Annotated in this window: 28 protein-coding genes, 1 tRNA gene and 1 pseudogene; 9 read left to right on the forward strand and 21 right to left on the reverse strand. The window is 69.7% G+C overall.

What is annotated here, in order from left to right; translation table 11 throughout:
• The 7 genes from AC1DWC_RS22310 to AC1DWC_RS22340 form a co-directional block, all read right to left on the reverse strand.
• Window positions 1–1,280: Ig-like domain-containing protein (locus AC1DWC_RS22310; RefSeq protein WP_477911571.1), on the reverse strand; the 1,280-nt coding region annotated here is incomplete at its 3' end.
• A 307-nt stretch (window positions 1,281–1,587) separates the two neighbouring features.
• Window positions 1,588–1,663: transfer RNA gene (locus AC1DWC_RS22315), tRNA-Ala, on the reverse strand.
• Between the two features lie 68 nt (window positions 1,664–1,731).
• Window positions 1,732–2,460 (reverse strand): phosphoglycerate mutase family protein, encoded by a 729-nt coding sequence (locus AC1DWC_RS22320; protein ID WP_477911573.1) that lies wholly within the window; start codon window positions 2,458–2,460, stop codon window positions 1,732–1,734.
• Window positions 2,461–2,463: 3 nt separating this feature from the next.
• On the reverse strand, window positions 2,464–3,243 hold the full coding sequence (gene sepX, locus AC1DWC_RS22325; protein WP_477911575.1) for a divisome protein SepX/GlpR: 780 nt from the start codon (window positions 3,241–3,243) through the stop codon (window positions 2,464–2,466).
• Window positions 3,244–3,479: 236 nt separating this feature from the next.
• Complete coding sequence (locus tag AC1DWC_RS22330; protein WP_477837420.1) at window positions 3,480–4,091, reverse strand: GNAT family N-acetyltransferase; 612 nt, start codon at window positions 4,089–4,091, stop codon at window positions 3,480–3,482.
• Between the two features lie 50 nt (window positions 4,092–4,141).
• Window positions 4,142–5,401 (reverse strand): molybdotransferase-like divisome protein Glp, encoded by a 1,260-nt coding sequence (gene glp, locus AC1DWC_RS22335; RefSeq protein ID WP_477911577.1) that lies wholly within the window; start codon window positions 5,399–5,401, stop codon window positions 4,142–4,144.
• A 23-nt stretch (window positions 5,402–5,424) separates the two neighbouring features.
• Window positions 5,425–6,345 carry a UTP--glucose-1-phosphate uridylyltransferase gene (locus tag AC1DWC_RS22340; protein ID WP_477911579.1) on the reverse strand — a complete coding sequence of 307 codons (921 nt, stop codon included), beginning with the start codon at window positions 6,343–6,345 and terminating at the stop codon, window positions 5,425–5,427.
• Window positions 6,346–6,446: 101 nt separating this feature from the next.
• Here AC1DWC_RS22340 and AC1DWC_RS22345 point away from each other — a divergent pair, with 101 nt between their 5' ends.
• The 4 genes from AC1DWC_RS22345 to mscL all read left to right on the forward strand — a co-directional run bounded on the left by AC1DWC_RS22345 (window position 6,447) and on the right by mscL (window position 8,684).
• Window positions 6,447–7,034 carry a 5-formyltetrahydrofolate cyclo-ligase gene (locus tag AC1DWC_RS22345; protein ID WP_477911581.1) on the forward strand — a complete coding sequence of 196 codons (588 nt, stop codon included), beginning with the start codon at window positions 6,447–6,449 and terminating at the stop codon, window positions 7,032–7,034.
• Between the two features lie 97 nt (window positions 7,035–7,131).
• Complete coding sequence (locus AC1DWC_RS22350; RefSeq protein WP_477836882.1) at window positions 7,132–7,434, forward strand: FmdB family zinc ribbon protein; 303 nt, start codon at window positions 7,132–7,134, stop codon at window positions 7,432–7,434.
• Between the two features lie 87 nt (window positions 7,435–7,521).
• Window positions 7,522–8,193, forward strand: a complete 672-nt coding sequence (locus AC1DWC_RS22355; RefSeq protein WP_477911583.1) for an SAF domain-containing protein — start codon at window positions 7,522–7,524, stop codon at window positions 8,191–8,193.
• Between the two features lie 95 nt (window positions 8,194–8,288).
• Window positions 8,289–8,684 carry a large conductance mechanosensitive channel protein MscL gene (gene mscL / locus AC1DWC_RS22360; RefSeq protein ID WP_477836886.1) on the forward strand — a complete coding sequence of 132 codons (396 nt, stop codon included), beginning with the start codon at window positions 8,289–8,291 and terminating at the stop codon, window positions 8,682–8,684.
• Window positions 8,685–8,783: 99 nt separating this feature from the next.
• On the opposite strand, the gene AC1DWC_RS22365 is transcribed toward mscL, so the two are convergent.
• The 14 genes and pseudogenes from AC1DWC_RS22365 to mrf all read right to left on the reverse strand — a co-directional run bounded on the left by AC1DWC_RS22365 (window position 8,784) and on the right by mrf (window position 22,428).
• On the reverse strand, window positions 8,784–9,461 hold the full coding sequence (locus tag AC1DWC_RS22365) for an MspA family porin (RefSeq protein WP_477836888.1): 678 nt from the start codon (window positions 9,459–9,461) through the stop codon (window positions 8,784–8,786).
• A 77-nt stretch (window positions 9,462–9,538) separates the two neighbouring features.
• Window positions 9,539–10,204, reverse strand: a complete 666-nt coding sequence (locus tag AC1DWC_RS22370) for an MspA family porin (RefSeq protein ID WP_477836890.1) — start codon at window positions 10,202–10,204, stop codon at window positions 9,539–9,541.
• Window positions 10,205–10,467: 263 nt separating this feature from the next.
• The gene (locus AC1DWC_RS22375) at window positions 10,468–11,133 is read right to left on the reverse strand and encodes an MspA family porin (RefSeq protein WP_072847433.1); all 666 of its coding nucleotides are present in this window, start codon (window positions 11,131–11,133) and stop codon (window positions 10,468–10,470) included.
• Between the two features lie 77 nt (window positions 11,134–11,210).
• Complete coding sequence (locus tag AC1DWC_RS22380) at window positions 11,211–11,888, reverse strand: MspA family porin (protein ID WP_477836891.1); 678 nt, start codon at window positions 11,886–11,888, stop codon at window positions 11,211–11,213.
• 469 nt (window positions 11,889–12,357) lie between these two features.
• Window positions 12,358–12,540 carry a hypothetical protein gene (locus AC1DWC_RS22385; protein WP_477837421.1) on the reverse strand — a complete coding sequence of 61 codons (183 nt, stop codon included), beginning with the start codon at window positions 12,538–12,540 and terminating at the stop codon, window positions 12,358–12,360.
• A gap of 3 nt (window positions 12,541–12,543) precedes the next feature.
• A complete protein-coding gene (locus AC1DWC_RS22390) occupies window positions 12,544–13,041 on the reverse strand; it encodes a MogA/MoaB family molybdenum cofactor biosynthesis protein (RefSeq protein WP_174556753.1) in 498 nt (165 codons plus the stop codon).
• A 53-nt stretch (window positions 13,042–13,094) separates the two neighbouring features.
• Window positions 13,095–14,531, reverse strand: coding sequence for a S1C family serine protease (locus AC1DWC_RS22395; RefSeq protein WP_477911585.1), 1,437 nt, complete (start codon window positions 14,529–14,531; stop codon window positions 13,095–13,097).
• 120 nt (window positions 14,532–14,651) lie between these two features.
• Window positions 14,652–16,052 carry a HAMP domain-containing sensor histidine kinase gene (locus tag AC1DWC_RS22400; protein ID WP_083577603.1) on the reverse strand — a complete coding sequence of 467 codons (1,401 nt, stop codon included), beginning with the start codon at window positions 16,050–16,052 and terminating at the stop codon, window positions 14,652–14,654.
• Between the two features lie 56 nt (window positions 16,053–16,108).
• Window positions 16,109–16,801, reverse strand: coding sequence for a response regulator transcription factor (locus tag AC1DWC_RS22405; RefSeq protein WP_477911587.1), 693 nt, complete (start codon window positions 16,799–16,801; stop codon window positions 16,109–16,111).
• 52 nt (window positions 16,802–16,853) lie between these two features.
• Window positions 16,854–17,324 (reverse strand): annotated as a pseudogene (locus tag AC1DWC_RS22410) (trimeric intracellular cation channel family protein); the annotation flags it as partial.
• 80 nt (window positions 17,325–17,404) lie between these two features.
• The gene (locus AC1DWC_RS22415; RefSeq protein ID WP_477911589.1) at window positions 17,405–20,545 is read right to left on the reverse strand and encodes a protein kinase domain-containing protein; all 3,141 of its coding nucleotides are present in this window, start codon (window positions 20,543–20,545) and stop codon (window positions 17,405–17,407) included.
• A gap of 114 nt (window positions 20,546–20,659) precedes the next feature.
• The gene (gene rpmF, locus AC1DWC_RS22420) at window positions 20,660–20,833 is read right to left on the reverse strand and encodes a 50S ribosomal protein L32 (RefSeq protein WP_072842863.1); all 174 of its coding nucleotides are present in this window, start codon (window positions 20,831–20,833) and stop codon (window positions 20,660–20,662) included.
• Window positions 20,834–20,875: 42 nt separating this feature from the next.
• The gene (locus AC1DWC_RS22425; RefSeq protein WP_072842864.1) at window positions 20,876–21,127 is read right to left on the reverse strand and encodes a type B 50S ribosomal protein L31; all 252 of its coding nucleotides are present in this window, start codon (window positions 21,125–21,127) and stop codon (window positions 20,876–20,878) included.
• Entirely contained in the window at window positions 21,124–22,428 is a 1,305-nt protein-coding gene (gene mrf / locus AC1DWC_RS22430; RefSeq protein ID WP_477911591.1) for a ribosome hibernation factor-recruiting GTPase MRF, read from the reverse strand. Before mrf ends, AC1DWC_RS22425 begins: the two co-directional genes overlap by 4 nt.
• Window positions 22,429–22,511: 83 nt before the next feature.
• On the opposite strand from mrf, the gene rpmB reads away from it, so the two are divergent.
• From rpmB to AC1DWC_RS22455, 5 genes are all read left to right on the forward strand, one after another.
• Entirely contained in the window at window positions 22,512–22,748 is a 237-nt protein-coding gene (gene rpmB / locus AC1DWC_RS22435; RefSeq protein WP_477911617.1) for a 50S ribosomal protein L28, read from the forward strand.
• The gene (gene rpmG, locus AC1DWC_RS22440) at window positions 22,748–22,912 is read left to right on the forward strand and encodes a 50S ribosomal protein L33 (protein WP_477911593.1); all 165 of its coding nucleotides are present in this window, start codon (window positions 22,748–22,750) and stop codon (window positions 22,910–22,912) included. Before rpmB ends, rpmG begins: the two co-directional genes overlap by 1 nt.
• Window positions 22,912–23,217 (forward strand): 30S ribosomal protein S14, encoded by a 306-nt coding sequence (gene rpsN, locus AC1DWC_RS22445; RefSeq protein WP_477911595.1) that lies wholly within the window; start codon window positions 22,912–22,914, stop codon window positions 23,215–23,217. The genes rpmG and rpsN overlap by 1 nt, the downstream gene beginning before the upstream one ends.
• 22 nt (window positions 23,218–23,239) lie before the next feature.
• Window positions 23,240–23,497: a 30S ribosomal protein S18 gene (rpsR, locus tag AC1DWC_RS22450; RefSeq protein ID WP_072842868.1), complete on the forward strand. Its 258-nt coding sequence runs from the start codon at window positions 23,240–23,242 to the stop codon at window positions 23,495–23,497.
• 131 nt (window positions 23,498–23,628) lie between these two features.
• Window positions 23,629–24,555: an AEC family transporter gene (locus AC1DWC_RS22455; RefSeq protein WP_072842869.1), complete on the forward strand. Its 927-nt coding sequence runs from the start codon at window positions 23,629–23,631 to the stop codon at window positions 24,553–24,555.
• Window positions 24,556–24,568: the final 13 nt, after the last annotated feature.

The following is a 24,568-nucleotide window of genomic DNA, read 5'->3' on the forward strand; positions in this document are numbered from 1 at the left end:
CCCTTGGCCAGGGCCTGCGTGATGCTGCCCTTGCCCTCGGAATCGAGAGTGACCGGGCCACCCAGGTTCTCGGCGCCATTCTTGAACTGCACCGTGCCACCAGCCGGAACCGGCGAAACCTGCACGTTCAGAACCACATCCGCACCCGCCACCGCGGAAGCCGGACCCGACACGACCGTGGTGGTCGCGACATCCGCCGGCGACACCGCGACAGTGTGCGCCGCCGACGTCGAGGTCAGGAACTCACCGGCACCCGAGTACACCGCGGTGATGCTGCGATCACCCGCCGCCGCGAACTTCTGCGTGATCGACCCCTTGCCGTCCGCACCGAGCGTGACCGGACCACCGATGTTGGTGGCGCCGTCCTTGAACTGCACCGTGCCACCGTTGGGGGCCGGCGAAACCTGCACGTTCAGGACCACGTCCGCACCGGCAACCGCGGTGGCCGGACCGGACACCGCAGTCGTCGTGACGACGTCCACCGGGGTGACCGGCACGTTCTGCGCCGCCGAGACCGACTCGTTGGCCTTCGCCGTGCCCAGGAATTTCGCCGTCAGACTGTGACCACCGGCGGCGGCAGGCGTCCACGCGAACGTCGCCTTGCCGGCCGCAAGCGGCCCCTGACCGAGCTTGGTGGTCCCGTCGTAGAACTCGACGATGTTGCCGTCGACACCACCGGTGACCGTCGCGCTCAGCGGAACCGACTGGCCCACCTTCACACCCGCCGGCACCGCCGCCAACGCCGTGGTCGAGACGTTCTTGCGCACCGAAATCGTCGGACCCTTGGTGGAGTAGCCACCGCTACCCAGCGAGCCGCTGTAGTCCATACCCGTGTTCAGTGCGACATCGCGGTCGCAGTTCGCGCCGACCTTGTACGAGAACTCGAAGGTTCTCGGGGTCCCGCCTATCAGCGCGCCGACCGGCCAGCTGCCCGTGACCCTCGTGTAGTCCGCCGCCTGGCTCTCGAGACCGATGACCGAGCCGTTCATCTTCGCCGAGCCGTCCACGTATGTCATGCACGACGGGCGGAAGACCTTGACGGCCTGGACGTACTCTCCGACGCCTCCAGTCCGCTCGAACTTCGTCGACGACGTGATGATGTCGCCTTCGCCCGGCGTGACGTCGCTGATCGTGCGGGTGAACTTGCTGTTGCCGTCGGTCCAGGTGATCGAGCCCGGCGCCGCACCTGCCACGCCGACGCCGGCGGTGACGGCGAACCCCGCTGCCACGGCGAATGCGCTCACACCACCGATCACCCGACGGGTGTTTCCTACAGACATAGATTCCTCTCCACAACGAAGCGGGGCAGCTGACCGCCGCCCCGCTCCTCTTCAGTTCTCTCCGACACACACGCAGCTACACCGAGACGGTGCCCACATGGTCGAGTCGATCTGGAGTAGAGCACATCGTTTGAATCTTCAATGGCGCTTTCGAACGCAAGTTGGGCGAATGTTCGGCAAATCACTGGCGATTTCCGACACCGCCGCACAAATCGCCCGGACCCGTGCGTCTGCGAACCTTCGCGCCGGTGCGGGAACAAAAAAGACGCCACCCGCAGCGCGGATGGCGTCGTAGATCAGATGAACTTGGTGGAGCTGAGGGGAATCGAACCCCTGACCTCTTCGATGCGAACGAAGCGCGCTACCAACTGCGCCACAGCCCCTAACCACGCTCCCGGAAGAGCGCTCGGCAACTGTAGCAGGAGCTTGCCCCAAGAAAAAAATCGGCCGGTCAGGCGGGGTTTGCGACGCCAGGCTGGGCCGACCCGGACGCCGCGGTGGTGTGCAGGACCGTGTACCCCTCAGCCGTACTCCGCCATTGCCCGAACGGGTGCTCGAGCGAGAACCGGCCATCCGGTTCGCGGACCAACGACCGAGTCTCGGCGTTACCCGGGTTCTCCAGGGACTCGAAGTACTCGACCGACCAGTGGAACCACCGCATGCAGAACAGGCGCATGGTGAGGCCGTGGGTCACCACCAAGGTGTTCGGCGGATACCCGGGCTTGGCGAAGTGCCGGTACAGCGTCTCCAGGAACGTGCTCACCCGGTCGAACACGTCCGCGCCGGACTCACCCTCGGCGAACCGGTAGAAGAAGTGACCGTAGGTGTTCCGCAACTCGGTCTGCCGAGCGATCGCCCGAGGGTCCTGGTAGTTGGCCCAGTCCTGTTCACGTAGCCGCGGCTCCTCGATCTGACGATCGATCAGGTCGTCGATGCCGAGCGCCTCGAGGGTCTGGTGCGCTCGCAGGTACGGCGAGACGTACACGCAGACTTTCCGGCCACCGAACTGCTCGCGGAGCCGCTCGCCGGCCTCACGCGCCTGGGCGACACCGCGCGCGGTCAGCGGGATCCGGTAGTCCGGGACCCGCTCGTAGATCGACGGGTCGACGTTCGCCTCCGACTCGCCGTGGCGAAGCAACACGATCCGCTCGGGCGCGGCATCCGACTCCGCGGCCGACACGGGCTACTGCCCGACGACTCGGCGCATCTCCTGCCGCGCGCCGTCCTCGAGAATGTCGACGTCGTAGTAGTCGAGGTGGTCGAAGGCCGGGTCCCCGTCGTCGACCTCGAGCACCACCGCACCGGGCCGACGCAGCCGCGCCGGGATGAGGCGCAACTCCTCGTCCTCGCGGGACTCGACGCCGAGCCGGGAGCGACCGAGCCGGGCCATGCGGCGGCGACGGATCTCCTGCTCGATCTGCACCTGCCGGCGCAGGTACGCCAGGTATCCGCCGATCCCCGCGACCGCGGCAGCACAGGCCCACCACAGGGTCGCGGAGATGACGATTCCCAGGGCCGCCGACATGATCGCGGTGAGCACCAGGAGCAGCAGGGCACGCTGGCGGAACGCGTACCGGGCCGCACGGGCGATGGCGTCGGCCTCGGGGTCGAAACCACCGCGACCGCGGCGCATCGGCACGAACTCGCGGGCGTCTCCGGGTTCGTCGTACTCCGACTCCGAGCGGTACCGCTCGTCGAGAGTCGCGTCGGTTTGTGCGTGGGCGTCCATCCAGTCCTCCGCATGCATGGGGCGGTTGGGGTCGCTGACCCAGTTCGGGTCGCTCCGATGTCCGGCCGCGGGGCCACGCTTGTTCTGGCGGGCGAGTTGGTCGCGGTCGAGCACTCGCGTCGCGAGTGCCGCGTCTGTGGTCTGCCGGATCCGGGGCCGACGCTTGACCTGCATGGGAAGCAGCACGAACAGCCACATCACGACCAGCGCGATCCACACAAACGAGCTCGGCATACCGGCGACCTCCCTCCAAGTCATCTACCAGCACATTTGACCCAGTTGGTCTTGTCAGGCTAGTTGTGCCGACGCAAAGTTGCCCGTAGACGCGCCGACTCACCTTTCCCTCTTGTCACATTAGTCACTACTGCCGCAGTCCCGCACACCGGGTAGCGAGAAAGTAGCCAGGGGGGTGAACGGGCCGGTCAGCACGGGGACCACGGCCGGCGAAATTGGTGACTCGGGGCGAGGGCTCAGCCCCAGGCCGCCTTGCCCGCGTGAACCAGCCGGTCGGCGACCGTGCCCTCGACCTCTTCGATCGTCATCGCGACAAGCAGGTGGTCCCGCCACTCGTGGTCCACGTCGAGGTATCGCCGCAGCAGGCCCTCTTCGCGGAAACCGACGTTGCGGAGCACGGCCTGACTGGCATGGTTCTCGGGGCGAACTGTGGCCTCGACCCGGTGCAGGCCCACCGGGCCGAACGCGTGGTCCAGGCCCAGCGCCAGCGCCGCCGTCGCGACGCCCTGGCCCCCCACCTCCCGGGTCACCCAGTAGCCGATCCACGCCGAGCGCAGGGCGCCACGCATGACGTTGCCGATCGTGATCTGCCCGCAGAACTTGCCGTCGAGCTCGATCACCATGGGCAGCATCCGGCCTTTGCGTGCCTCGGAGCGCAACGACGAGCACAGTCCGGGCCAGTTGGCGATGTGGTGCCGCGCGTCCCACGGCCCCTCGCCGGTCGGTTCCCACGGCTCGAGGTGGCCCTGGTCGCGGGTCCGGATCCGACTCCAGGCCGAGGCATCGCGCAGACGGATCGGCCGCAGCGTCACCCGACCGGCGGGCACGACGAGCGGTCCGAGCGCCATGGGCCAGCCCGGATGGACGGAGTACCGCCGCAGCGAGTTCGTCACGTGCCTCAGCCCCGTTGAGCGAGGAAAGCCACGTCGACCTCGTCCCCGGTCCTGACCTCCGTGGTGTCCGGGTCGATCAGGACGAGGCAGTTCGCCTCGGCGAGAGTGGCCAGCAGGTGTGAGGACGCGCCCGGCGCGCCGCCGAGCGCCTGCACCAGGTACTCCCCGGTCGACTCGTCGCGCATCAACTGCCCGCGCAGGAAGCCCTTGCGGTTCTTGATCGAGGTGATCGGCGAGACGGTCCGCGCGGTGACGACCCGGCGCATCGGCTGCCGACGGCCCAGCGCGATCCGGATCAGCGGCCGCACCATCACCTCGAACACCACGAGCGCACTGACCGGGTTCGACGGCAGCAGGAAGGTCGGCACCGCGTCACGGCCGAGCTGGCCGAAGCCCTGCACCGACCCCGGATGCATGGCCACCCGCTCGACCTCGAGGTCGCCCAGTTCGCTCAGCGCATCACGAACCTGGTCGGACGCCCCGCCGCCGACCGCGCCGGCGATGACGACGATCTCGGAGCGGATCAGCTGCCCCTCGACCACCTCACGGAGCCGTCCCGGGTCAGATCCGGAGATCCCGACGCGGTTCACGTCGGCGCCCGCATCCCGCGCGGCCGCGGCCAGAGCGTAGGAGTTCACGTCGTACACCTGGCCCGGCCCGGGGGTGCGGTCGACGTCCACCAGCTCGCCGCCGACCGAGATCACCGACAGCCGCGGGCGGGGGTGCACCAACACCTTGTCGCGGCCGACCGCGGCAAGCAGCCCCACCTGGGCCGCGCCGATGATGGTGCCGGCCCGGACCGCGACGTCGCCGGGTTGGACGTCGTCGCCGATCCTGCGGACGTAGTCGCCGGACCGTACCGGCGCCAGCACCTTGACGCGGTGGAGGCCGCCGTCCGTGCGGTCCAGGGGCAGCACCGCGTCCGCGAGGGTGGGCATCGGCGCGCCGGTGTCGACCCGCACGGCCTGCCGGGGCTGCAGGCGCGTCGGCTGACGGGATCCGGCGGACACCTCGCCGACCACCGGCAGTGTCAGGTCGGCCGGCTCGCCGTCCTCGCTGCGCAGATCGGTGCCTGCGGTCGCGACGTCGACGCCCCGCACCGCGTAGCCGTCGATGGCCGCCTGGTCGAATCCTGGAAGGGGCCGCTCGGTGACCACCTCCTCCGCGCAGAGCAAGCCCTGCGCCTCGGAGATCGCGACACGCACCGGCCGGGGCGCAACCGCGGCGGCGGTCACCCTGGTCTGCTGCTCCTCAACCGAGCGCATGTAGTCACTGCCTCCCGACCCCACTACTGTCCCGTCTGCTGCAATCTCTGGGTGAGCCATTCACGCAGCGACGGTCCGTATTCTTCACTGTCGAGCGCAAAGTCAACCGCAGCGCGCAGGTAGCCTCCGGGATTTCCGAGGTCGTGTCTCGAACCGCGGTGCACCACCACGTGCACGGGATGGCCCTCGGCGATCAGCAACGCGATCGCGTCGGTCAGCTGCAGCTCGCCTCCCTGTCCCGGGGTGATCCGTCGCAACGCGTCGAAGATCGCCCGATCCAGCAGATAGCGTCCGGCCGCCGCGAAGGTGGACGGCGCGTCCTCGACCTTCGGCTTCTCGACCATCCCGGTCACCTTGAGCACGTCCGGGTTGACCGCATCCGGGAGGTCCTCGACCTCGAAGACGCCGTAGGCACTCACCTGGTCCTTGGGCACGTCGATCGCGCACAGGACGCTGCCGCCCCGCTTGGCGCGCACCCGGGCCATGGTGTCGAGCACACCGCGAGGCATCACCAGGTCGTCCGGGAGCAGCACCGCAATGGCGTCCTCGTCGTCGTCGAGCACCGACTCGACACAGGACACCGCGTGCCCGAGGCCGAGCGGCTCGTCCTGGACGACGGATTCCACCTCGATCAGGCCCTGCGCCTTGCGCACCTTCTCGAGCAGGTGCGACTTGCCGCTGGCCATCAGCTTGCTCTCGAGCACCAGGTCCTCGACGAAGTGCGCGACGACGCCGTCCTTGCCCTCCGAGGTGACGATGACCAGGCGCGATGCGCCGGAATCGGCGGCCTCACCCGCGACCAGTTCGATGCCCGGAGTGTCCACGACCGGGAGCAACTCCTTGGGTACCGTCTTGGTTGCAGGAAGGAACCTGGTCCCCAAGCCTGCCGCGGGCACCACCGCCGTGCGGAAGTGCCGTGTCTCGTTGGTCCCGCCCTGTGTCATGCGCACACCCTATCTACCTCGTCCGTGCGCACGAGATTCTAGGGTTGCCAGAGCGGTGTCCACCGCCTCGGGCACCGTAGGTGCACTCGGAGACAGGAACTATGACGGTGACCAAGAACCAGTGGCGCGAGCGGATCCTCGCCGAACGCCGCGCGCTCGACACCACGGTGCGTGCCGCGGAGGCCGCGGCGCTGGCCGTCGCGGCCCGCACGCTGGCCGCGTCGGGCACGGTCTGCGCCTATGTCCCGGTCGGCACCGAACCCGGGTCGACGGACCTGCTGGTCACGCTGCGCGACGCGGGCCTGCGGGTGCTGCTTCCGATCGCCCGGGACCCCGGGCCCCTGCACTGGGCCGTGTTCGAGTCTCTGGACGCGCTGGTGCCCGCGGCGTTCGGGCTGCGCGAGCCGGCGACGCCGCATCTGCCCCCGGAGGCGGTGTCGGACGCCTCCGTGGTCCTGGTGCCCGCCCTGGCCGTCGACCGCGGCGGGGTGCGACTCGGACGCGGCGCCGGGTTCTACGACCGCACCCTCGGACTGGCCGACGCCGGTGCCCGCCTGGTGGCGGTGGTGCGCGACCGCGAACTGGTCGACGTCCTGCCCGAGGACCCGCACGACGTCCGCATGGGTTGGGCGCTGACCCCCATCGGCGGACTGCAGCCGTTGGGCCGCCCGCCCGGCCCGGGGGAATAGGAAGCTGATTAGCGGCGTTGGCACTGCTGACTGTAAAGTGCCAATGCCTGCGGTATCACTACGGCAGGCCTGTGTACCCCGTGCGGAGGAACCTTCAGTGCCGACCTACTCCTATGCCTGTACCGAGTGCAGCAACCGATTCGACATCGTGCAGTCGTTTACGGACGACAGCCTGACCGTGTGCTCGGAGTGCTCCGGCAAGCTGCGCAAGCTGTTCAACTCGGTGGGCATCGTGTTCAAGGGCAGCGGCTTCTACCGCACCGACAGCCGCGGCGGCTCCACCACCGCGAGCGAGGCCGCATCCACCAAGTCCGACTCGTCCGCGACGAAGTCCGATTCCTCGTCCACCAGCGCCCCCGCTGCCGCGCCTGCCGCCGCCAGCACCGCCGCTGCCAGCTAGTTCCCGGTTCTCCACAGCCGCCGGATCCATCCACAGGAAGGCTCCGGCGGCACCGTCCGGGCCCCGGTGCGCCCGTAGCGTGAGTCCATGGACCGCGCATCCGAGACCCGTCGCGACCGTCTGAGTCCCACCCTGGTCGACCGGCTTGCCGCACTGGCCAGGCCGAGCCGAGCGCGCACCACCATGGCCCGACGGGTCGCGGCCGCCGCGCTGACCGCGGTCGCCGTGGCGCTGCTCGTCCGTGGCCACCCGGCCGGCGACCAGGTGCAGGTGGTGGCCACCGCCCGCGACCTCTCCCCCGGCACGGTGCTGCGCCCCGACGACCTGCGGCTGACCCCGCTGAGCGCCGGCGCCGTCCCGGCGGGCGCCCTGCGCCGGGTCGACGAGGCCACCGGCCACACCCTCGCCGGACCCGCCCGTGCGGGCGAACCGGTCACCGATGTCCGCATCCTCGGCCCCCGGCTCGTCGCCGCTGCGGCCGGAGTGCCCGATGCGCGGGTCGTCCCCATCCGCCTCGCCGACCCCCAGGTCGCCGACCTGCTGCGCGAGGGCGACCGGGTGGACGTGCTGACGGTGGCCGGCGAACAGTCACCCGATGCCCGGGTCTTGGCGGCCTCGGCGACCGTGGTCCTGTTGTCCCCCAAGGATTCCGGCCGCAACCCCCGCGAGCGCGTGGTGATGCTGGCGCTGCCCGCGACCGCGGCGACCACGGTGGCCGCGGCCTCGCTTTCGAGCGCCCTCGCCGTGACCTTCCACTGAGCACACCGCGTGTCTGCCTTGCCCTGCCGTGGCGGAAGTCCTTAGCCTTTCACCGAAAGTCGCGCGTCCGGCGCCAGTACGAAACGGAGACATCCATGCTCAAGGGCTTCAAGGACTTCCTGCTCCGCGGGAGCGTGCTCGACCTCGCCGTCGCCGTCGTCGTCGGCGCTGCATTCACCGCGATCGTCACCGCGTTCACCGAGAACATCGTCAACCCGCTCGTCGCGGCCCTCGGCGGCTCGGAGGAGATGGGCTTCGGCTTCGAGATCATCTCCGGCAATGCCGAGACCTTCGTGAACATCGGGGCGGTGATCACCGCCGCGATCAACTTCGTCATCATCGCCGCCGTCGTGTACTTCATCCTGATCGTGCCGTACACCCACGCCAAGAAGCGGTTCACGGTCGAGGAAGCCGCCGCCATCACCGACGTCGAACTGCTCACCGAGATCCGCGACCTGCTCGCCGAGAGCGCGCGCCGCGACCCTGCCTGAGTTCCTGCGCACAGAGACCGTGCTGGGCCCGTACCGAATTCGGTACGGGCCCAGCGGCGTTCGATCCCTGCGACCGCTTCCCGGCCTTGCCCCGGTTCGTCAGCCGATACTGAACGGCTGCCCCCACAACGTCACCGTGCTCGACACACTCGACGTCTCCACCGTCACATTCACGAAAGACCGAGCCTGCGCATACCCCGCACACCCGTTCACCGCCATCGTCGAATCCGCCCACGTCACCGAACCCGAGGTACCCGAGAACGAGTTCGACCCCGAATGCGACTCCCCGCCGAAATCGTCCGCCGACTCCAGATCCAACACCGAGAACGACTCCGCCTGCCCCGGGCCGATCGACACCCCCGCCTCACCTGCCGCCGACTGACCCGGCGCCTCGCCCGCCCAGTCCGACTCCATCCCCGACTCCGCGCCGACCTCACCGCCGAGCGCCAATTGACACCCCACCACGTAGCCGGGCTCGATGTCCCCACCCTCCGCGTTCGGCCCCGACAACTCCACTCGCGCCGACCCCGACACCCACACATTGCGATGCAACGGCGTCGCCCCCATCGACGGCGACACCGTCGCCGACTCCCCGGTCCGGGTCACTGTCACCACCGTCCCGTCCGCCAACGTCCTGGTCACCGACCCGTCCGGCAACGGCACAAACGTGTCCGCACTCGCCGCACCCACCGACAAGAACCCGACCGCCACCGCGGCCACCGATCCGACCGACGCCACCTGCAGCCCGCGACGCAGGCCCACACCACTGAAACTCATGAAAACTCCTCTGCGGAAGAACATCCCACCCACGGGCGGGACGAAGGAACGGTGAACGAGATAGAAGGAACGACTGGTCAGCCGAGGCTGAACGGCTGGCCGTACAACGTCGTCTTCGAGTAGTTGTCACCCACGACCTCGACCACCGTGTACGACCGCGCCTGCGCGTACCCGCCGCAGTTCTGCACCTCGAGCTGCGTGTCCTGGTACTCGACCGAGTACTTGCCGTTCTTCTTGATGTCCTTGCCCACGACGTTGACGAACTTCACCTGCCCCGCCGACACCGGCACGGTCAACGACCCCGACATCGAAGGCCCGTCCAGACTGATGCCCCCGCCGATCGAGCCACCGAGACCGGTGATGTCCACCTGACACCCCACGATGTATCCGGTACTGATCCGCGAAACCCCATGCGTGGACGAGTTGTTCGTCCCCGGCGCACCCGCCGCACCGTTGCTCGGACCCGCCTCACCCTCACCCGAGACCCCGGACACGTCCGCCGTCACCGTCCCCGACACCCACGCCGCCCGGCCGGCACCGTTGGCGGCCAACGACGGCGAGATCACCGCGCTCTCACCGGTCCGCGACACCGTCACCCCCGGCCCCGCCTTCGACCCGTCCGGCAACGGCACGAATGTGTCCGCCTGCGCGACGCCCACCGACAGCACACCGAGCACCAAAACCGCGGCACCCACACCGACCACCCGAACCCCACGCGGACTGGACTTCCCGATCACACTCATTCGTTCCCCTCACAGGTTCGAGCAACCCCGGTCCCGACGGCGGTGGCGGGATCGGGGTTCGCTTGCTTGCCCTGCACAAGCTAGGGGGGAGGTTTTGTCTGCCGTAAGGGGCGCGAGCTCTCCTTTACAGATCCTTAACCGTGAGCACTGCGGCGTTTACGCGACACCACGCCACGTAACAGCCCGCACACCTGACGACCAAAGGAAAAGGGCCGGGGACCGACGCGTCTGCGTCGATCCCCGGCCCGGTCTGTGCGGCGCGGTCAGCCGATGCTGAAGGGCTGCCCCCACAGGGTGACGACGCTGCTCACGTTCTTCGTGTTGGCGGTGACCTTCACGTAGGAGCGCGCCTGGGCGTAGCCGGCGCAACCGTTGACCGCCATGGTGGAGTCGGCCCAGGTCACGCTGCCACTCTTGCCCTTGAAGGAGTTCGCGCCGGTGTGCGACTCGCTGCCGAACTCGTCGGCCTTCTCGAGGTCGAGGATCCGGTAGTTCACGGCCTGCCCCGGTCCGAGGGAGACGGTGCCGGCTTCCTTTGCGGACTGCGACGTCTTGGAACCGTCCCAGTTGGAACCGATGCCGGTGTCGCCGGTGGCCTTGCCGCCGAGGCTCGCCTGGCAGGCGACGACGTAGCCGGGCTCGATCTTGCCGCCGTCGGCGTTGGGTCCGGACAGCTCGACCTTGGTGGAGCCGGAGACCCACACGTTGCGGTGCAGCGGGGTCGCTCCCATCGACGGCGAGACGGTCGCGGACTCGCCCGTGCGGGTGACGGTGACGACGGTGCCGTCGACCAGGGTCCTGGAGGTCGAGCCGTCCGGCAACGGAACGAGGGCGTCCGCGTTGGCGGCACCTGCCGAGAAGAAGCCGACGGCGACGGTAGCGGCGGCACCGACCGCCGCGAGGCGCAGGCCATTCTTGCTGATGTTCATGAATTCCCCTGTGCGGGTAGTTCTCTCGCTAACGGAGAGAGGATGGGCAAGTCAGAGAAGAAGGGCGTCGAGCCGGGTCAGCCGACGCTGAACGGCTGGCCGTACAGGGTGGTCTTGGAGTAGTTGTCGCCGACGATCTCGACAACCGTGTACGCCCGGGCCTGGGCGTAGCCGCCGCAGTTCTGCACCTCGAGCTGGGTGTCCTGGTACTCGACCGAGAACTTGCCGTTCTTCTTGAGGTCCTTGCCCACGACGTTGACGAACTTGACCTGGCCCGCGGAGACCGGGATCGACAGCGACCCGGACATCGAGGGACCGTCGAGGCTGATGCCGCCGCCGAACGAGCCGCTGAGGCCGGTGATGTCGACCTGGCAGCCGACGATGTAGCCGGTGTTGATCCGGGAGACACCGTGAGTGGAGGAGTTGTTGGTGCCGGCGTCGCCCTTCGCGCCGTTGGTCGGGCCGGCCTCGGTCTCCTTGGTGATTCCGGTGACGTCGGCGGTGACGATGCCCGAGACCCACGCGGTGCGGCCCGCGCCGTTCGAGGCCAGCGACGGCGAGATCAGGGCGCTCTCGCCGGTGCGGGTGACCACGACACCGGGGGCGTCCTTGGAGCCGTCGGGAAGCGGCACGAAGGTGTCGGCAGCGGCAACGCCCGTGGACAGCAGCCCGATCGCAACCACGGCGGCGCCGACGCTGGTACCGAGGTATGCAGCGCGACCCCGGCGCAGGCCGGACTTGCGGTTCTCGCTCATTCGTTCCCCTCACAGGAAGTGCAGTGTCTCGACCCCGACCTCCGGAGCCCAGGTGTGGACGCAACCGCTTTTCCGAGAGGCTGCGGTCCACGAAGCCCGGCGAAGTATTACCAATGTTGATGACCACTCGATGAACTGCGGGTGATCATCAGTAGGACCGGTAATTCAACCCGGCCGAGACACGGTTGCCCGGACTCGGCCGGACCCCTCGGGGGCGGACTCGCGGAGGAAGGTAACTGCGGCTGACCTGCAAGGCAACAGATAATGTTGCGGAGAATGCCGTGAGCCGCATCACACCCGGGGTGCAATGCGGCTCAATTCGGACATTGTTCACAAAATATGCAGACGGCCCGGGCGTGTCTGCCATTTCCCGCGAAAATGCGGGAATTTCAGTTCACCGGCCGTTCACTTTCCGTTTGGCATGCCAATTCGGGCTGCTCGTTCGGGCGACCATGTCCGCCGAGGGCGGTCAGCCGTGATGCGGGGGCACCTGCCGGCGCAGCCACTCGTCACCGGAGGTGTCGTTCGGCGCCGACCCGTCGGGGCGTTCGTCACGAGTGGTCTCGGGCAGGACGTCACCGAAGATGCGCGCCAGCCGGGCCCGGTCGATCGGGTCCCGACTGGGGCGCGGCGAAGGCGCCTGATCGCTGATGACCTACTCCTCGATCCCCGAGAGCTGACCGATCACCTGACTGGCGAGCGGGGTGAGCGTGGCCATCCCGTCCCGCACGGCCGCGCGGGAGGAGGCCAGGTTCACCACCAGGGTACTTCCGGAGACCCCGACCAGACCGCGCGATAGCCCGGCATCGAGCGCGCCCGCGGCCAGCCCGGAGGACCGCAAAGCCTCGCTGATTCCCGGGATCTCGCGGTCGAGGACGGCGGCCGTCGCGTCGGGGGTCACGTCGCGGGGCGAGACGCCGGTGCCGCCGACCGAGATGACCAGGTCGACGCCTCCGATCACCGCGGTGTTCAGCGCATTGCGGATCTCGACCTCGTCGGCGGACACCGCGACGGTGGCGTCGACGAGGAAGCCCGCCTCGCTGAGGAGCTCGGTGACCAGCGGTCCGATCGAGTCGGCGCTTTCGCCGTGCGCCGCCCGGTCATCGACGATCACCACGAGCGCGCGGCCGGACAGCGGGGATTCGATTTCCATGATCCCTACGGTAGTGCCCGACGCGGCCGGGTACCCGACGTGCCCGTAAATCATCAGCGGCCGCCCTGCGTGGGCGCCGCGCCGAGGGTGGCCTCGACCGTCTTGGGGTTGCTGCCGTTGGGGTCGGTGTAGGTGATCGACACCTTGTCGCCCGGGGCATGCGAGCGGATGGCCGCGATCAGCGCGTCACCGCTGTCGATGATCCGGTTGTCGACCTTGGTGATCACCGTGCCCTTGGGGATGCCGGCCTTGTCGGCCGGCCCGCCCGCGGTCACGTCCTGCACGCCGGCGCCGTGCGAGGCGTCCTGCGAGGACACCGTGACACCGACGATCGCCTGGGTGGCCTTGCCGGTCTTGGTCAGCTCGTCCGCGATGCGTCGGGCCTGGTCCACGGGGATCGCGAAGCCGAGCCCGATCGACCCGGCCTGCTGGCCGCCCGCGGCGCCGCCGAGGGAGGCGATCGCGGTGTTGATGCCGATCAGCCTGCCGTCCATGTCGACCAGCGCACCGCCCGAGTTGCCCGGGTTGATCGCGGCGTCCGTCTGGATGGCGTCGATGACGGTGTTCTGGTTGCCGGACTCGCCACTGGTCGAGACGGGACGGTTCAGCGACGAGACGATGCCGGTGGTCACGGTGCCGGCCAGGCCGAGCGGGGAACCGATCGCCACCACCTGCTGGCCGACCTGCAGGTTCTCCGAGTCGCCCAGCTCGATCGGGGTGAGATCGGTCTTGCCGTCGGCCTTGATCACGGCGATGTCGGAGGTGGGGTCGGTGCCGACCAGCTTCGCGGAGGCAGTGGTGCCGTCCGAGAAGGCGACGGTCAGCTTGCCGTCCGGGCCAGCCCCGGACACGACGTGGTTGTTGGTCAGGATCAACCCGTCGGACGAGAGGACGACACCGGACCCCTCGCCCTCGGCGCGGGATCCGACGACCTGGATCTGCACCACGCTGGGCAGCACCTTCTGCGCGACGGACTGCACCGAACCGGCCGGCGCGTTCGCGGTCTGGGTGGCGTTGGTCTTGGGCACGCTGAGCGCGTTGGTCGCCGGTCCGGACCCGTTGCCGTCCTGGGCGGACCAGGCACCCACGGCACCGCCGATGCCACCGCTGACCAGTGCCAGGGCGATCGCACCTGCCACGATGGCGGTGCGCCCGGACTTCGGCTTCGCCGGCCCGGGAGCACCGACCGCGGTCGGCATGGCGTTCGGCGTCGGTCCGGTCGGGGTGGACCCGCCGGGCGCGGTCGGGTACTGCTCGGTGGGCCGGTAGCCGTCCTGCTGCTGGTAGGCGCCGTACGGCGCCTGACCGTACGCCTGCTGCTGGTAGCCCGGGTACTGGGACTGCGCGGCGGTCGGGTGCTGGGTCGTCAGGTGCTCGGTGGTCGGCTGCGGGGCCGGCTGCTGCGGCTGGTTCGGGTCCTGGTGGGACGGATGCGGGGCCCAGGACGAATCCTGCCCCTGGTTGTGCTGGCCGCTGCGGTCGTCGCTCATGTGCCTGTCTTCCGTTCTCCCCTGCCGCACCCTCGTGAGGCGCGACTGCGATTCGATCTCGTTACCCTCCAGCCAACACCGGTGGACTGAGAGGCGCCTGAGACCGTCCTGTCAGTTCCCCTAGAACCCGCCCTCCGGGCGTTCGCCCGGCTCGAAGTCCGCCTCGCCGGGTAGCACGATCGTAACCAGCGCACCGCCGCGTTCGGACTCCCCGACCTCCACCGTGCCACCGTGTTTGACGATCATCTGCCGGACGATCGCCAACCCCAGCCCCGAGCCCGGCATGGACCGTGCGTCGGTGGACCGGTAGAACCGCTCGAACACCAATTGCCGGTCCTCGACGGGTATTCCGGGCCCCGCGTCGGAAACCGTCAACGCGAGGTGTCCGTCGTCGATCTGGCTCATCCGCACCCGGACCGCCTGCCCCGGCGGGCTCCACTTGGCCGCGTTGTCGAGCACGTTGAGCACCGCCCGCGCGAGGCCGGCGCCGTCGCCGTAGACGAACCAGGAGGTGGTCTCCGCCTCGAAGTCGACCTCGTTTCGCCGACGACGGACCCGCTCGAGCGAGCGTTCCACGGTGTCCCGCAGGTCGATTCGCTCGTGCACGGTCTCCGGCGCGTCCTCGCGGGCCAGGTCCACCAGGTCGCCGACCAGGGTGGAGAGCTCCTCGATCTGGGCGATCACGTCGGACCGCAGTTCCGCCATGTCCTCGTCCGGGATGTGCGGGGCGCCGGGTCTGCCGGAGGCGATGAGCAGTTCCATGTTGGTGCGCAACGACGTCAGGGGCGTCCGGAGCTCGTGCCCGGCGTCCGCGACCAGCCGGGTCTGCCGGTCCCGCGACTCGGCCAGCGCACGCAGCATCGTGTTGAAGGAGACCGTCAGCCGCGCCAGTTCGTCGTTGCCGGTCACCGGGATCGGCGTGAGGTCGTCGGTGCGCGCCACCCGCTCGGCCGCGGCGGTTAGCCGGGCAATCGGACGTAACCCGGTACGTCCCACCGCCATTCCCGCTCCCGCGGCCAGGATCACCCCGCAGCCGCCGACGACGAACAGCACCCAGGCGAGCCGGTCGAGCACCTGCCCGGTCGGTGCCAGCCGCTGCGCGATCACCAGGGTGCTGCCGATGTTGGTCTTCTGCGTCAGCACCCGCTGGCCGCCGATGGTACGCAGGGTGGACTCGTGTTCGCCACGGGCGACGGACATCTCGGCATCACCGATGGGCGCGTTCGACCCCGGCGGCATGTAGACGGTCATGTCCGGGAAGATCAGCGCCACGCTGATGTCCTTGGAGTACACCGTTGCGATCGAGATCTGACGGAAGTCGAAGGCATCGAGATTGTTGTCGATCAGCGAGGCCGAACGGCTGCGCAGCTGCGAGTCGACGTCGGCGTACAACGCCCGCGACACCACGGCATACGCAGCAATCGCCATGACGGCCACCGCAATTGCCACCACGGAGGCAGCCAGCAGGGTCACCCGCCAGCGCAGCGACACCGACCGGGTCAGCGGCATCGGCGGGCGCATCTGCGGCACCGGGTCCGGCTCGACCACCGGGATGGGCCCGGAGTGGGTGGCGGCCGTCACGGGGGCGTCTCCCGCAGCACGTAGCCGACGCCACGCACGGTGTGGATGAGCCGGGACTCGCCGTCCGCCTCGGTCTTGCGGCGCAGGTAGCCGACGTAGACCTCGAGCGCGTTGCCGGAGGTCGGGAAGTCGTAACCCCACACCTCCTCGAGGATGCGGCTGCGGGTGAGCACCCGGCGCGGATTGGCCATCAGCATCTCGAGCAACGAGAACTCGGTGCGCGTCAGACTGATCGACCGGCCGGCCCGGGTGACCTCGCGGGTCACCGGGTCCAGCGTGAGGTCCTCGAACGCCATGGTCTCCGAGTCCTCGCCGACCTCCGGGATCGCCCGGCGCAACAGCGCGCGCAGCCGGGCCAGCAACTCCTCGAGCGCGAAGGGCTTGGGCAGGTAGTCGTCGGCGCCCGCGTCGAGCCCGGCCACCCGCTCGGAGACCGAGTCCCGGGCGGTGAGCACCAGGATCGGCAGGTCGTCGCCGGCGCTACGCAGCCGCCGGCACACCTCGAGACCGTCCAGCCGCGGCATCATCACGTCCAGGACCACCGCGTCCGGCCGCTCGGCGGCGATCTTCTCGAGCGCGTCGAGCCCGTCGACCGCCATCTCCGCGGTGTAGCCGTTGAAGGTGAGGGACCGGCGGAGTGACTCCCGCACGGCTCGGTCGTCGTCGACCACCAGGATGCGCATGCTCATAGTTTGAACCTATGAACTGAGATATGGCTGAGAGGGTGCTGAGCCGTGTCGTTCAATCCTGCAGCAGTCGCGGGCCCGGCAGGTTCCAGCCCCGCCACAGCGCCAGCAACCGGACCACGGCGGCCAGCACGGTGCCGGCCACGAGTCCGACGTCGGTGGTCAGGCCGAGGTTCGAACACGCCACCACCACCGTCGAGCCGATCAGCGCCGGGATGGCGTACAGGTCGCGGTGGAGCAGCAACGGCATCTCGTTGACCAGCACGTCGCGGAGCACACCGCCGCCGATGGCAGTGGTGGCGCCGATCAGGCAGGCGGCCTGGCCGCTGGCCCCCGCCTCCAGCGCGATCGCCGCACCGCTGCTCGCGAACAGCCCCATCCCCACCGCGTCGAACACCAGGATCTCCCGGCGCAGCCGTCGCACCGTCGCGTGCAGGAAGAACACCACCAGCGAGGTCAGGACGGCGGTGGTGAAGAACTTCCAGGTGTTCAGCGCGGTCGGCGGCGTGATCCCGAGCAGCACGTCGCCACGATTCCTCCACACCCCGTTCGCCGATCCGACCCAATTCACTCACACGGCCTCGGAAGCGTGCGGTGCGGACGGGCTCAGTCCACCTCCCCCAGGGCGAGCGCAACGCCCTCCCGCACAGTCCGCCGGCCGCCCAGCTGGATCAGTCGGTCGGCCTTCGCCTCGCCCAATGCGTCCCGGACGCGGCGCCTCGACTCGTCGTGCTGATCCTGCATCCCGCCGTACCCCAGCATCGCCGTCTCACCCGACGCCCAGCTGGTGGCCGCCGCGCCCTGCATCCGCGCGGCCAGCTCGAAGTCGCCCTGACGTTCCGCGATCCAGGACGTCACCTCGAAGACCCAGGCACAGAGGATCCGATCGGCGAAACCCCGCGCCAGGCGCAGGCACTCGCGTTCGTGCTCGCGGGCTCCGGCGAGGTCACCGGCCACGAAGGCGCCGTACCCACGCGCGAAGGTCAGATAGGCGAACGTCCATCTCTCCCCCGCGGCAGCGCACAGCTCCGCCGCCTCGCGCCACAGGTGCGGGGAGAGGGTGTCGACGCGTCCACCCTGCGGCAGACCGGTGAGCAGTCCGGTGATGGTGACGGCGACGGCCGCGCTGTCGCCCGTGTCCCGGTGACACTGCAATGCGTCCAGGTAACTCGTGAGGGCAAGGTCGAGGTCGTTGCCGCAGATCGCCGCGAAGCCCAGCGCGAACTTGGCGTAGCCCTCGTTGGTCCGGTCCCCCAGCGCGACCGCGAGCTCCCGCGACCGCCGGGCATGGTCGAGTGCCACCGCCCGGTCGCTCTGCAGCATCGCCACGATCGACGAACTCCAGTACGCCCGCGACCGTCCGGCGTCGTCGATCGCACCGGACTCGAGCGCCGCGGACAGCCACCGCCGCGCCTCCGAGAGGCTGCAACTTGCCAGCCAGTAGAAGTGCAGGGACGTCACGATCTCGATCGCCGGCGCGGTGAGCTCCCCGTCGTCGCTCCTCCCGTACGCGAGCGCCGCCCGGATGTTCTCCCGTTCGGCGTGGACGGCGTCGTACACCGCCTGCTGGTGTGGGCCGAACCAGCCCCGCCGGAACTCGACGGCGAGCCGTCGGCACCGCTGCACGAAACGTTCCACACATTCCGTCCCCAGGTCCGACTCGGCCAGCCGCTCCCGCCCGAAGTCACGCAGCGTCACCAGCATTCGGTAGCGGCGGGTTCCGGACACGGTGTCGGACAACAGCATCGACTTGTCGACCAGGGAGGCGAGAATCAGCCGCACGTCCAGTTCGTGGTACGCCGGACCCGCGCAGACCTCGGCGGCGGCCGCCGCGGTGAAGTCGCCCGAGAACAGCGACACCATCGCCCACACGTCCCGTTCCGGCCCGGTGAGCAGGTCGTAGCTCCATTCGACCAGTGCCCGCAGGGAACGGTGCCGCGGATCTGCCGCACGGTTGCCCGTGGCGAACAACCGAAACCGGTCGGCAAGCATCTGCAGCATCTCGTCCACGCCGTACGCGCGGATCCGGGCTGCCGCCAGTTCGATGGCCAGTGGCACGCCGTCCAACTCCCGGCACAGCCGGTCGACGGCGGCCCGGTTCGCGGCCGTGACGGCGAATTCCGGAGACACCGCGCGCGCCCGCGCGGCAAAAAGTTCGACCGCCTCGGAGTCGCTCTCCCCCGCGCCCTCGGCCGCGTCGTCGGCAGGAGCGGGCAGCGTCAGCGGCGGCACCGGGTAGACGTGTTCGCCGCCCACCCCGAGGACGCGTTGGCTGGTCACCAGCACCCGCAGGCCGCCGACGGTGTGCAGGAGCTCCTCCACGAGCGGGCCGCACTCCTCGACCAGGTGCTCGCAGTTGTCCAGCACGATCAGCGCCTCGCGATCGCCCCACGAGTCGGCGAGGCGGTCGGCGAGGGCGCGTGCCGGGTCACGTGAGGGAACCGGCTCGTCCCCGAGACCCAGCGCGTCCGCGATCGTGCCGACGAGTTGCTCCGGCGCGAGCACGGCACCGAGCTCGATCAGCCACACGGCGTCGCGCCAAGCCGAGTCCGACGCCGCCGCCAACGCCAGACGGGTCTTGCCCACACCGCCCGGACCGGTCAGCGTCACCAGCCGCGCGGCGGCCAAGAGCTCGCCGATCTCGGCAAGCGCGGCGCCCCGCCCGACGAAGCTGGTCAGCGGCAACGGCAGCCGACGGGGGCGGGTCTGGCGGGAGGCCAACCCGGTGCGGTCGGCGGTGGCGCCCCCGCGCACGCTCCAACCCGACGGCGAGCCGTCCCGTGCGGTCGCCCCGGCTGCGTCCGACGCCACGTCCGGCCCGGACGCCGGGCCGACGGGAAGGGCCATCTCGTCGATCGCCAACCCGCACTGCAGCTCGGCCTCACGCAGGGCGTTGCCGAACTCGGCGGCCGTGCGGGGGCGAGTGGACGGGCGACGCGACATCGCCGCTTCGAGGAGGGCGCACACGACGTCCGGGACCCCCTGCGTGCGCAGGTCCGGTATCCGATTCGCGGCGATCCGCAGAAACTGGGCGAGCGGCTCTTCGCCCGGCCTGCGTTCGAAGGCGGCGTGCCCCGTCACGAGGCAGAACAGCGTTGCACCGAGCGCGTAGACGTCCGACGCCACAGACGGGGCACCGCCCTCGAGTACCTCGGGCGCGGTGAAGGCCAACGTCCCGGTGACCGCACCCGCCGTGGTCTCGTACCCGCCGGCGATGCGGGCAATACCGAAGTCGGCGAGTTGCGGCTCGCCGTAGTCGGTGAGCAGGACGTTCGCGGGTTTCACATCGCGGTGCAGGATTCCCGCGCCGTGTGCCGTCTCGAGGGCGCCCGCCAACTTCACGCCGACCCGCAGCGCCGCACCCCAGTCCAGCGGCCCTTCCCGACGGGTCCTCGCCTCGAGCGAGCCGGCCGCGTAGAAGGGCATCACGATGAACGGTCGGCCGCTCGCTGTTACCTCGACCTGGTAGACCGCGACGATGTTCGGGTGGCCCGAGAGCCTCCCCATCGCGTACTCCTCGCGCAGGAAGCGCTCCCGATTCTCACGGTCGAGTGACGCCGAGAGCACCTTGACCGCGACCGTCCGTCCGAGGGCACTCTGCCGGCAGCGGTAGACGACGCCGAAGCCGCCGCGCCCGACCTCCTCGGAACCCTCGAATCCGGACGCGCTCAGCTCCGCGGCGATGTCCCCGGCCGAATCGAAACCGGGAAGGTCGGCCTGCGTCGCCGGTGGATCCGCGTCGGCCACGGCACGCTCTTTTCCTCGAACACCCGTGTCGCTGTCTGCTCAGCGTCTCCAGATTACCCGTGGCGGGCGCCCCGGAGACGTGAGCGAACACTGCTGCCCCAGCGACAGGTCGGGTCAGCGCCTGCTGGGGTCGTACCGGCCGAGTTGCACCGCCCGCACCAGCCGGCGCGGCACCCTGTGCACCACCGCGCCGACGGTCACCTCGACCAGGTCGGGGACCGTGGCCTTCCACTGGGACCGCCTGCTGCGGGTGTTCGAGCGGGACATCCTGCGCTTGGGGACTGCCATAGGTTGTTCTCCTTCACTTCTCTGGTCAGGGCTTTTCTCAGGTCAGGGCCGACGTCGCCCGTAGCGGCGCTCGAACTTCTCCACGCGACCTGCGGTGTCCATCACCCGGGCCGCGCCGGTCCAGAAGGGATGCGACTCGCTGGTCACGTCGACCACGACGAGGGGGTAGCTGTTGCCGTCCTCCCACTCGGTGGTGCGGTCGCTGGTCACGGTGGACCGGGTGAGGAACCTCGTCCCGGTGCCCGCGTCCTGGAAGACCACCGGGTGGTAGTCGGGGTGGATGCCGTTCTTCATGATCGGTCCTCTCTGTCGGTGTCGTTGGTGTTGCTGTACTCGCTGTCCCGCAACGCCACGTCGACCGTCTCGCAGGGGTCCTCGTGCCACTGCCCGAACGGGTCCGGCCAGCGCGCCCAGTCGGCCTCGCGACGCAGTTCGTCGTCGGTGACCAGCGCGCCCCGCAGGGCGCGCTCGACTTCGCCGGGCTCGGCGGCGTGCACCAGCACCACCACCGAGGTGTCCCGGTCGCCGAAGCGGTCGTCCCAGCGCAGCGCTGCCATCGCCCGCCGCGCGGTCGGCATCCGCTCCTGCTCCTCGGGCGTCATCGCGGCGAGCCAGCGGCCGGCGGACGCCACCCGCAGTCCGCCACCCGCGGACTCCAGCCACATCACGTGGTCCGGCTGCGTGGCCAGCCACAGCCGCCCGCGCGCGGTCACGACGCCGTCGAGCAGCACGTCCACCGCGTCGTGCAGTCGCCCGGGGTGGAAGGGCCGGTCCGCGGCGAACTCGACGAGCGCGAGGCCGCAGTCCGCGGCCAGCGGCGGCTGCCCGCGCAGCAGCGGCGAGTGCGCGTCGCGTCCCTCTCCCCGCCGGGCGTGCGGCGGGACTCGGCGCAACAGCTGCTCGGCTACGACCTCGCCGGCGTCGTCGACCCAGTCGATCGGCGCCGACGGGGCGAGGCGCACCAGGGCGGCGTGCAGCTTCGCCTGCTGCCAGCCGTCGGCGCCGCGGGCGGACACCACGACCGCGTCGGCGTAGTCCACCTGGCCGACCACCACCTGCGCGACGGTCCGCTCGTCGTCCGGGCTCGCGTTCAGTCCGCGGTCCGCGAGGTCGTCGTCGCCGGTGGCGTCGTCGAACCAGCTCTCGGCGTCGACGCAGGTGAGCACCGCCTCGACCCGGACGTCCCGCGAGGCCGGGCCGTCGATCTGGCCCACCACCCCGACCACCGGCACGTGCTCGACGGCCCAGCACACCGCCTCCGGCTCGAGCGTCCGGTCCAGGTGCAGCACGATCCGCCGCACCGAACTGCGGGCGTGCAGCCGGCGCAGCATCGGCAGCAGGTCCTCCCGGAGGGTGCAGGACACGCAGGCGTGGGCAAGCTCCAGGATCTGGGTGTCGGTGACACCGTCGGCACCGGTCACCGCCCGGCGCACCACGCCCTCCCGCACCCGGCTCAGGTCGTGGTGCACCACCACCGTGCCCTCACCGGCCAGGGACGCGACCGCGGCCTGCACTGCCTCCGACCATCCCGCCACCACCACGAGCGGTGTCCGCTGGTCGCCCACCACATCACCTCTTTCGACAACGATTGTCATTACGTAGAGAGGACGTTACAGTGCCATCCTGTCGTTGTCGAAAATGATTGTCATCTCAATGTGAGGTGACGAAGGAGGTCGCCATGTCGGCGCACTGCCAGGTCACCGGACGCAGGCCAGGGTTCGGCAGGTCCGTCTCGCACTCGCACACCCGGACCAACCGGCGCTGGGACCCGAACATCCAGAAGAAGACCTACTACCTGGCGAGCGCGGGCCGGCGGATCACCCTCACCGTCTCCGCCAAGGGCATCAAGACCATCGACCGGGACGGCATCGAGGCCGTCGTCGCCCGGCTGCGCGCCCGTGGGGTCAAGCTCTGATGGCGCGAAACGAGACCCGGCCGATCGTCAAGCTCAGGTCCACCGCGGGCACCGGGTTCACCTACGTCACCCGCAAGAACCGCCGCAACGACCCCGACCGCATGGTGATCCGCAAGTACGACCCCGTCGTGCGCAGGCACGTCGACTTCCGCGAGGAACGCTGATGGCCAAGAAGTCGAAGATCGCCAGGAACGAGCAACGACGGGCGGTCGTCGCCCGGTTCGCCGAACGCCGGGCCGAACTGAAGGACATCGTCCGGCGGCCGTCGAGCACCCCCGAGGAGCGGACGGAAGCCCAGTCCGCACTGCAGCGTCAGCCGCGCGACGCCAGTCCGGTACGATTGCGAAATCGTGACGCTGCGGACGGACGTCCGCGAGGTCACCTGCGAAAGTTCGGGCTGTCCCGCGTGCGCGTACGCGAGTTGGCCCATCGCGGGGAACTGCCAGGCGTCCGCAAGTCCAGCTGGTAACACTCGATCGGTAAGGGAAGCAATGGCAGTCAAGAGAGCCCCGTCCAAGAAGCCCCGCGGCGCTGACGCGGGCCGCAAGCCCAAGAAGAACCCGCTCTTCGCGGCGAAGATCGAGCACGTCGACTACAAGGACGTGAACCTGCTCCGCACGTTCATCTCCGACCGCGGCAAGATCCGCAGCCGTCGCGTCACCGGCCTGACCCCGCAGCAGCAGCGTCAGGTTGCCGTCGCGGTGAAGAACGCCCGCGAGATGGCTCTGCTGCCCTTCACCAGCCGGTAGTCAGCCAAGTTTTCCAGGCAAAGGCCGCGCAGTCCTCACGGACCGCGCGGCCTTTGTCGTTTCCCGGCACCGAAATCCTTCGCCCGGCTACCGACTAGACTCGGCACGGTTTCGTTCTAGGAGGTCCCGCGGTGTCCGGTGTGTTCGCGGGCTTTCTGGTCATCTTCGTCATCATCGCCATCGGCTACGTCCTCGGCCGGACCCGGGTGCTCGGCGAGCACGGCGAGTTCGTGCTCAGCCGGCTGGTGTTCTTCGTCGCCACCCCCGCGCTGCTCTTCGACACCCTCGCCCGGGCAGACCTGTCGGTGGTGTTCTCCCCCACCCTGGCCGTCGCCGCCGCGACCGCATTCGCCGTCGGCGGCATCTACCTGGCGCTCGCGCTCGGCGTCATGCGCAAGGCCGTGCCGGAGGCGACCATCGGCGCGCTGGCGGCCTCGTACGTCAACTCGGCGAACCTCGGCATCCCGATCTCCGTCTTCGTGCTCGGCGACGCGTCGTTCGTGGCGCCGCTGCTGCTCTTCCAGATCCTGGTGTACTCGCCGATCGCGTTGACCGCACTGGACCTGACGACCGCCCGCAGCGGCGCCTCCCTGCGAGAGACGCTGACCACGCCCTTCAAGAACCCGATCGTCGTCGCCGGCGTCGCCGGACTGGCGGTCGCGCTGTCCGGATGGACACCCCCCGAGGCGCTCATCCAGCCGTTCCAACTGATCGGCGGCGCCTCGGTGCCGGGCGCGCTGCTGACCTTCGGACTCTCGCTGTACGGGGTGCGGGTGCTCCAGCGCGGCGTCAGTCCGCGCCGCGAGATCGCGCTCGCGTCCGTGCTCAAGATCCTGGTCCAGCCCGCACTGGCGTACCTGATGGGACGGTTCCTGCTCGGCCTGGACGGCCACGAACTGTTCGCGGTGGTCGTGGTGTCGACGCTGCCGACCGCACAGAACGTGTTCGTCTACGCCAGCCGGTACCAGCGCGGCACGGTACTGGCACGCGACGCCGCGCTGGTCACCACGCTGGCGTCGATCCCCGCCATCGGGTTCGTCGCCTGGGCGCTGGCCTGACGCCGCAACCCGC

The sequence above is a fragment of the Rhodococcus sp. P4_C10 genome (genome assembly GCF_056402135.1).